The sequence below is a fragment of the Microvirga sp. HS2 genome, assembly GCF_055792805.1.
This window is the reverse complement of the sequence record NZ_JBVVAJ010000048.1, coordinates 22,833-30,782: the sequence shown is the minus strand read 5'-3', so window position 1 is coordinate 30,782 and position 7,950 is coordinate 22,833. Positions and strand designations below refer to the sequence as shown.

General features: G+C 61.4%; 8 protein-coding genes. 2 read left to right on the top strand and 6 right to left on the bottom strand.

Annotated features, from left to right (window positions below; genetic code table 11):
- Positions 1-416, top strand: a 416-nt coding sequence (locus ACS5Q0_RS25080) for a transposase (protein WP_473129378.1), incomplete at its 5' end; no start/stop codon positions are given.
- A 6-nt stretch (positions 417-422) separates the two neighbouring features.
- The gene (locus tag ACS5Q0_RS25075; protein WP_473129377.1) at positions 423-644 is read left to right on the top strand and encodes a hypothetical protein; all 222 of its coding nucleotides are present in this window, start codon (positions 423-425) and stop codon (positions 642-644) included.
- Positions 645-1,602: 958 nt separating this feature from the next.
- Here ACS5Q0_RS25075 and ACS5Q0_RS25070 read toward each other — a convergent pair.
- The 6 genes from ACS5Q0_RS25070 to ACS5Q0_RS25045 all read right to left on the bottom strand — a co-directional run bounded on the left by ACS5Q0_RS25070 (position 1,603) and on the right by ACS5Q0_RS25045 (position 7,848).
- On the bottom strand, positions 1,603-2,217 hold the full coding sequence (locus ACS5Q0_RS25070) for a DUF938 domain-containing protein (protein ID WP_473129376.1): 615 nt from the start codon (positions 2,215-2,217) through the stop codon (positions 1,603-1,605).
- Positions 2,218-2,307: 90 nt separating this feature from the next.
- Positions 2,308-2,586: a formate dehydrogenase subunit delta gene (locus ACS5Q0_RS25065; RefSeq protein ID WP_473129375.1), complete on the bottom strand. Its 279-nt coding sequence runs from the start codon at positions 2,584-2,586 to the stop codon at positions 2,308-2,310.
- Positions 2,583-2,981 (bottom strand): formate dehydrogenase accessory sulfurtransferase FdhD, encoded by a 399-nt coding sequence (locus tag ACS5Q0_RS25060; protein WP_473129374.1) that lies wholly within the window; start codon positions 2,979-2,981, stop codon positions 2,583-2,585. Before ACS5Q0_RS25060 ends, ACS5Q0_RS25065 begins: the two co-directional genes overlap by 4 nt.
- Positions 2,962-5,805 (bottom strand): formate dehydrogenase subunit alpha, encoded by a 2,844-nt coding sequence (fdhF, locus tag ACS5Q0_RS25055; protein ID WP_473129373.1) that lies wholly within the window; start codon positions 5,803-5,805, stop codon positions 2,962-2,964. Before fdhF ends, ACS5Q0_RS25060 begins: the two co-directional genes overlap by 20 nt.
- Positions 5,806-5,818: 13 nt before the next feature.
- Complete coding sequence (locus ACS5Q0_RS25050; protein WP_473129372.1) at positions 5,819-7,375, bottom strand: formate dehydrogenase beta subunit; 1,557 nt, start codon at positions 7,373-7,375, stop codon at positions 5,819-5,821.
- Positions 7,372-7,848: a formate dehydrogenase subunit gamma gene (locus tag ACS5Q0_RS25045; protein WP_473129371.1), complete on the bottom strand. Its 477-nt coding sequence runs from the start codon at positions 7,846-7,848 to the stop codon at positions 7,372-7,374. The genes ACS5Q0_RS25050 and ACS5Q0_RS25045 overlap by 4 nt, the downstream gene beginning before the upstream one ends.
- Positions 7,849-7,950 lie beyond the last annotated feature (102 nt).

Genomic DNA, 7,950 nt, shown 5'->3' with positions numbered 1-7,950 from the left:
TCTCCGCATCGTCCGCGACAATGCAGGATCCACTGAAACCCCGGTCGACATCTATTCCTCCTCTGCCAAGGAGGGGTCAGTTCTTCGTTTCGTCAGGGGGTCAGTTTCTCAGTTCGGCCGACAACACGGTAGGTCGACTTCAACCGGAGGCGACATCTCGTAAATCTGGCCGTCGCCTTACTCGTAGATTTGCGCGTCGCGCTACAGCAACAGGGGCCACGTTAAAGCGCCTGCCGCCGTATTCGCCCGACTTCAACCCGATTGAGAACGCCTTTGCCAAGCTCAAGGCACTGCTGCGCAAGGCAGCAGCCCGCACGAAGGAGGCGCTCTGGCAGACCATCGGCGAGTTGCTCGACGAGTTCTCGCCGGAAGAATGCGCCAACTACTTCAGGGCTGCTGGATATGAACCGGAGTAAGCGGAAATGGCTCTAGCCGTGAGCTCGCTGGTGTTTCTCATTGCCATTCACAAGCTGGAGTATTTTGTGAACGCCCATGTCATGGGAACTCACATCAGCGCCCGTGCTTGGGAGCTGCTCGTGGCCATGCTGGTCATGGAGGCTGTTTTCGGCATTGCCGGTCTGGTGGCCGCCCCGATCTACTATGCGTATCTGAAGTACGAACTCGCAGCGCGCGAACTCATCTGATCCGCGACTGGCTTCGAGGGGAAACTTGCCCCTGCCCGGACCCTCTGTCATATTGCATTGCACAAATGTGTCGCGGACTTCTCAGCTCGAAAGTGGCCTAGAGGCGTTAGCCTCGCATCGACCCGCTGCAATCGCTAGGAAAGGAAAAGCCGCATGGGCCAGAGGTCCTGTCCACAATGTTCCTGCGATGCAGCCTCTGTCCTGAGCTTCGCCACGAACGATGGTGGTTTTGCCGCTGCCGTGCAGTGCCACGTCTGCGGCTTCGAGAAGCCTACCGATTGTGAGTTTGAGGATGAGCAGACGGCTCGCGAGGCCGCAACTCATGCCTGGTTGGAGAAAACGGAGCCGCTCCTCCCAACCCGCCGTGTGGCGCGGTCGTAACAAGGTCCGCTCTCGCCTCCTCCCCTTCCCCTCTCCGGTCACCGTGGATGCTCATTGGGCAGTCAGCAGTCCCCTGCCCTTGCTCCGGCTTTGAAGATAGGAGCGGCATGGGTTGGACCTACCCCATATGCGATCCACGGCTTACGCAACTTTCCCGGCTTAATGAGGTTGTTGGGCGAAGGCGTTCGGGGTCAAGCCTTTTGTGACGAGATGAGGAAAGCCCCGCCCTCTTAAATGGGCAAACAAAATCCCTCACTGACAGTCTTCGCCCGCGCCTACTTCAGGATATCAACCAGATTGCTGCCTGGAGCCATCCCCATTCTTGGTAGCGGCTCTCAAGCAATCTAACCGCCGGACTCAGGCGTTCGGCAATCCCGATAACCCTACATACTTATCGGACATTGGCCAGCCTAAGACCTTCAAATGACCAATGAGTGCCGCCTGTAGTGAACAGCTTAAGTAGCTGCACATTCAAAAGGCCAGAGGAAGGTCCGCTTGTCGGCGCATTCCGGAATTTCGGTCTACTTCCGGGATGGGCCAAGAGCGGCCCTTACAGATCAGCAAACTCCGCAGGTTCCTAGCGCCGGAAGACAAGGCTGAGATTGTTCGCGGGCATTGGAACGCGCTCGACGAGCGTCAGCCCGTGACCTCCGGCGAGTTCCGCCACTGCTCCAAGGTCCCGAATACCCCACTCTGAATTTCTGCGTCTCAGATCAGCGTCAAAAGCTTCGTTGCTTGGAGCCGTATGGGTGCCGTTCCCCTTGTAGGCTCCGTAAAGGTAGAGCACCCCCCCGTCCGGGAGCACCCTTCCTGCCCCGGCCATCAGACCTTGCGTCGCTCGCCAGGGGCTAATGTGAACCATGTTGATGGCGACAACGGCATCGGCCTGCTCGACGGGCCAATCAGGAGCGGCGGCATCAAGGGGGAGCGGCGCGAGAAGATTAGGCAGCCCCGAACTCGCCCGATGGGCGGCGATGCTTCTCAGGGCCTGCTCGTCCTGATCCGACGGCTGCCAAGTCAAATACGACAGTGCAGTCGCGAAGTACATCGCATGCTCGCCCGTGCCGCTGGCGATCTCCAGAACCGTTCCGGCTAGCGGAAGAACCCTGCGCAGCACGGCCAGGATCGCATCCCGGTTGCGGGCCACTGACGGCGATGAAAGAGCCTCACTAGGTCTGGACGTGCTCGCCATGGGAAAACACCAAGCCGTCAGGTACAGGGTAAGTGTGCTGACCGAACCCGCACAATGTCGGGCGCGCCTTTCCATTGCCAGGATCCGACGTCATCCGGCATCACTGCCCAGCTCACCGATCTTTTCCGGACCTGCGATCTCCTTCTCGATCGGGCTCTTGCCCGTTCTGAGATCAAGTAATGCTCGCCTGACGAGTGGATCCAGCTTGTCGCAATCTGGTCCAGAACATGCGAGGATCGCGGCACGCATACGAGGCGTCCAGAATGCCACGAGATGATCGTGGATTCCTTTAACGGCCTGGTCCTCTGGATAGAGGCGGAAGAAGTCCGCGATCTGATTGGCCATCCGAATGAGCTTCTCGGGCGTCATGCAGCGACATCCTGTGAGCGAATGTGTCCCAATCCCTCTGTCCGCTCTGCAAGGGCACGCCCGCGTGCGAGATGCTCGTGAAGACGGTTGCGCGTCGGTTCGATGACGAGACGCAGCCCCCTCTCCTCGGGCTCAAGGCGAATTCCCCGAATGTCTTCCGGAGCCTGCATCCCGCCTTCGGTCAAACTGAATCCCACCGCAAAATCCTCCAGATTGGAAGGAGATGTCGTCATCACCACGAACGGGATGCCGCCATACACGAGATTGACCGGGATCTCCGAGGCAATGGGCTGCACTCTTCGAACAGGACCGCTGCCACCAGACGCAAGTACGATTGTCCATGCCTCCACCGCGTCAAGGATCTCAGAGTTCTCCTTATTCGGCGGCGTTGGCATTCGTACTGATCCGCTTCAGGGTTCGGTCCTCCTCAACAAAGTGATCCTGCCAGTTCGAGAGATGGTTCGTGCGGCGCACCTGCACAGCAGTCACTTTGTATTCCGGACAATTGGTCGCCCAGTCGGAATAATCCGTTGTGATCACGTTCGTGCCAGTCTGGGCGTGGTGAAAGGTCGTGTAGACCACGCCCGGCTGCATGCGTTCGCTGATCCGGGCCCTCAGGGCGATCTCGCCCGAACGGCTCTCGAGGGACACTAGGTCGCCGTCAAGGACGCCCCGGCTCTCCGCATCGAAGGGATGGATTTCCAGCACGTCCTCCTCGTGCCAGCGGCTGTTCTCCGTTCGTCTCGTCTGCGCGCCGACATTGTACTGGGTGAGGATACGCCCTGTCGTGAGGATCAGCGGGAAGCGCGGTCCTGTCCTCTCCTCTGTCGGCACGAACGCGGTGAGCATGAACTTGCCCTTGCCGCGAACGAACCGGCCCACATGCATCATCGGCGTTCCGTTGGGAGCAGCCTCATTGCACGGCCATTGAATGGAACCGAGACGATCCAGCTTCTCATAGGACACTCCCGCGAAGCTCGGCGTCAGGCGGGCGATCTCGTCCATGATCTCGCTGGGATGCGAATAGTTCATGGGATAGCCGAGGGCGTCGGAAAGCGCCATCGTCACCTCCCAGTCGGCCATGCCGCCAAGGGGCGGCATCACCTTCCGGACCCGGTTGATCCGCCGCTCCGAGTTCGTGAAGGTGCCGTCCTTCTCCAGGAAGGAGGAGCCCGGCAGGAAGACATGGGCGTACTTGGCGGTCTCGTTCAGGAAAATATCCTGGATGACCATGCATTCCATGGCCCTCAGGCCCGCCGTCACATGCTGCGTATCGGGATCGGACTGGGCAATATCCTCACCCTGGATGTAGAGGCCCTTGAAGGTGCCTTCCACGGCTTCATCGAGCATGTTCGGAATGCGAAGCCCTGGCTCGCTCTGGAGGTGTACCCCCCAGAGGCTCTCGAACATTTGCCGCGTGGCATCGTCCGCCACATGCCGGTATCCGGAAAACTCGTGCGGGAAAGAGCCCATGTCGCAGGAGCCCTGCACGTTGTTCTGCCCCCGGAGGGGATTCACGCCGGTTCCGGGTTTTCCGATGTTCCCTGTGGCCATGGCAAGATTGGCCATGCCCATGACCATGGTGGAGCCCTGGCTGTGCTCCGTGACCCCAAGCCCGTAATAAATCGCCGCATTTCCCCCGGTAGCGTAGAGGCGGGCGGCGGCCCGCACATCGGCTGCCGGAACACCCGTGAGGGGCTCCACCGCTTCGGGCGAGTGGCGTTCATCGGCGATGAAACGGGCCCAGCTTTGGAAGTCATCGAGATCGCAGCGCTCGCGCACGTAGTCTTCGTCGACCAAGCCTTCCGTCACGATCACATGCGCAAGCGCATTGATGATCGCCACGTTCGTTCCCGGTTTCAGGGCCAGGAAGTAGTCCGCTTCCACGTGGGGTGTTCTCACGAGATCGATCCGTCGGGGATCGATGACAATGAGACGAGCCCCCTCGCGCAGGCGCCTTTTCATGCGGGATGCAAAAACCGGATGCCCGTCGGTCGGATTAGCTCCGATGACCACGATGACGTCGGCATGCGCAACGGACGCGAAGTCCTGGGTGCCGGCCGATGTTCCAAGCGTCGTCTTCAGCCCATAGCCCGTGGGCGAGTGGCAGACTCGGGCGCAGGTATCGACATTGTTGTTGCCAAAGCCGGCCCTCACCAGCTTCTGGACCAGAAACGTTTCCTCGTTCGTGCACCGGGACGAGGTGATCCCGCCGATGGCGTCGCGGCCGTATTGCGCCTGGATGCGCTTGAACTCGCTGGCCGCATAATTAATAGCCTCGTTCCAGGAGACCTCCCGCCAGGGGTCGGTGATCCTCTCGCGGATCATCGGCTTGGTGATCCGATCCTTGTGCGTCGCGTAGCCCCAGGCGAACCGTCCTTTGACGCAGGAATGGCCCTCGTTCGCTTGGCCATCCTTGTAGGGCACCATGCGCACGACCGTGCTGCCCTTCATCTCGGCCTTGAAGGAGCATCCGACGCCGCAATAGGCGCAGGTCGTGATGACCGAATGCTCCGGCTTCCCCATTGCGATGACGGAGTTCTCGTTCAGTGTCGCTGTCGGGCAGGCCTGCACGCAGGCCCCGCACGAGACGCATTCCGAGCCGAAAAAGTCCAGGCCTCCCGGTGAGACACGCGAGTCGAACCCCCTGCCTTGAATGGTCAGTGCAAAGGTGCCCTGCACCTCCTCGCAAGCCCGCACGCAACGCGAGCAGACGATGCATTTGGAATCTTCGAAGGTGAAGTACGGGTTGGATGTATCCTTCGGGGCGTCGAGATGATTGGCTCCCTCGTAACCGTAGCGGACCTCGCGCAGACCGACGGCGCCCGCCATATCCTGCAGTTCACAATCTCCGTTGGCCGAACAGGTCAGGCAGTCGAGCGGGTGATCGGAGATATACAGCTCCATCACGCCGCGACGAAGATCGGCGAGCCGTTGGGTCTGCGTATGAACGACCATACCCTCTTCGACCGGCGTCGTGCACGAGGCCGGCGTCCCCCGCCGCCCCTCGATCTCGACGAGACAAAGGCGGCAGGAACCGAAGGGCTCCAACATGTCGGTGGCGCAGAGCTTGGGGACTTCCGTCCCCAACATCATGGCGGCGGCCATGACCGATGTACCGTCCGGAACCGAGATGGATTTCCCATCGATGGTAAGAGTAATCGTCTGGTCCGCACCGCGGACCGGCGTGCCGTAATCAACTTCCCTCATCAGAGCCATGACTTTCGCTCCATTACTCGGCAGCCGTGGACAGGCGCGGCGCTTTGTCGAAATCCTCAGGAAAATGGTTGAGCGCGCTCATCACCGGCACAGGAGTCAGGCCGCCCATCGCACACAACGAGGCATCGGTCATGAGGGTGCAGAGATCCTGAAGAACCTCGAAGTTCTTCTCCGACTCGACACAGGCAATGATCCGATCCATCACCTCGACACCACGCACCGCGCCGACGCGGCAGGGCGTGCATTTTCCGCAGCTCTCCGCCGCGCAGAACTCGAAGGCGAAGCGGGCCTGCCGCGCCAGATCCACACTGTCGTCGAACACCACGATGCCGCCATGCCCGAGAAGCCCCTTCTCTGCCGCGAGCGCTTCATAGTCTAGTGGAAGGTCGAGCATGCTCTCGGGGAAGTACGCACCGAGAGGCCCGCCGACCTGAACCGCCTTCACAGGTCGTCCGGAGGCAGTTCCTCCACCGAAATCCTCAACGATCCCACGAAGGGTTGCGCCAAAGGCGAGTTCGATGAGGCCGCCGCGTTTGACGTTGCCCGCAAGCTGGACCGGCAGCGTGCCCCGCGAGCGGCCCATGCCGAAATCCGCATAGGCCTGCGCCCCGTGCGCCAGGATCCACGGCACCGTGCCTAAGGAGACGACATTGTTGACGACCGTCGGCTTACCGAACAATCCCTTCGCAGCCGGGAGGGGAGGTTTCGCTCGGATCATTCCGCGCTTGCCTTCAAGGCTTTCGAGCAATGATGTCTCTTCGCCGCAAATATAGGCCCCTGCTCCCAGTCGGGTTTCGATTGTGAAGGCGCGGCCTGAGCCCATGACGGACGCCCCCAGATAGCCGGCCCTCGCGGCGATCTCGATGGCCTTCGTCATGGTCCGGTAGGCATGCGGATATTCGGACCGGATATAGATGAAGCCCTTGGTGGCTCCGACGGCCAATCCGGCGATCGTCATGCCTTCGATCAGGGAGAAGGGATCGCCTTCCATCAGCATGCGGTCGGCGAAGGTGCCGCTGTCGCCCTCGTCCGCGTTGCAGACGATGTACTTCTGTGCCGCTTCGGCGTGGAGAACGGTGCCCCACTTGATGCCCGTCGGAAAGCCCGCTCCGCCCCGCCCGCGCAGGCCGGAGAGCTTGACCTCGTCGACGATGGCCTGAGGCTCCAGGGAGAGCGCGCGGTCGAGGCCGGCATAGCCGCCCTGGCTCCAGTAATCGTCGAGCGACAAGGGATCGACGATGCCGCAGCGGGCGAAGGTCAGGCGTGTCTGGCGGGCCAGGTAAGGCTGGTTCTCCAGGCGGCCGAGGCGAAGCGGGTGATCCTTACCTTCAAGGAAACCGGCCTCGAACAATCCGGCGATATCGGCGGGCTTGAGCGGCCCATAGGCGATCCGGCCCTCGGGCGTCTCGACCTCCACCAGAGGTTCGAGCCAGAACAGGCCGCGGGAGCCGGTCGTCACGATGTCCAGCGCGAGCCCGCGGCGGGACGCCTCGTCTGTCACGAGAGCGGCGATCCGGCGGGAGCCAAGGGCAAGGGAGGCCGCGTCCTGGGATATGAAGATCCTGGTCATAGCCCCCTCGCCTCCCGGACGACCTCGTCGAGCACCCCGGAGTCGAGGCGCCCGATCGGCTCGCCGTCGTAAAGGGCGGACGGGGCACAGGCGCACAGGCCCAGGCAATAGACCCCCTCGACCGTCAGGCGGCCATCCGCTGTCGTCTCGCCCCAGCCGATGCCGAGCCTCTCCAGGAAGGAGCGCGCAACCCGCGGACCATCCATCGACTGACAGGCCTCTGCCCGACAGAGCTTGAGGACATGCTTCCCGGCGGGCGCACGCCGGAAATCATGGTAGAAGGTGATGGTTCCTTGGATCTCGGCGCGCGACAGGTTGAGGGCCGAAGCAATCATTGGCACCGCCTCCTCCGGAATATAGCCAAACTCTTCCTGCAAGGCATGAAGGATGGGCAGCGTCGGTCCGTCCAGAGGAGCCTGTGCCCTGATGATCTCGCTCACCCGCGTCAGATCGCTCTCGACAAGCTGGGACATTTCCCTACCTGGGTTCTTGATATTTTTGCCAGAGTGCGCGCCTTGGGCGGGATATGCAATCCGGATTGTTGATGCGTGCATCACGAGTCGCAGATCCTCGAA

Coding starts and splice junctions, on each gene's coding strand:
- ACS5Q0_RS25065 (WP_473129375.1), bottom strand. CDS start 2,586: ATGACGCCCGAGAAGCTCATTCGGATGGCCAATCAGATCGCGGACTTC.
- fdhF (WP_473129373.1), bottom strand. CDS start 5,805: ATGGCTCTGATGAGGGAAGTTGATTACGGCACGCCGGTCCGCGGTGCG.
- ACS5Q0_RS25050 (WP_473129372.1), bottom strand. CDS start 7,375: ATGACCAGGATCTTCATATCCCAGGACGCGGCCTCCCTTGCCCTTGGC.
- ACS5Q0_RS25075 (WP_473129377.1), top strand. CDS start 423: ATGGCTCTAGCCGTGAGCTCGCTGGTGTTTCTCATTGCCATTCACAAG.
- ACS5Q0_RS25060 (WP_473129374.1), bottom strand. CDS start 2,981: ATGCCAACGCCGCCGAATAAGGAGAACTCTGAGATCCTTGACGCGGTG.
- ACS5Q0_RS25045 (WP_473129371.1), bottom strand. CDS start 7,848: ATGTCCCAGCTTGTCGAGAGCGATCTGACGCGGGTGAGCGAGATCATC.
- ACS5Q0_RS25070 (WP_473129376.1), bottom strand. CDS start 2,217: ATGGCGAGCACGTCCAGACCTAGTGAGGCTCTTTCATCGCCGTCAGTG.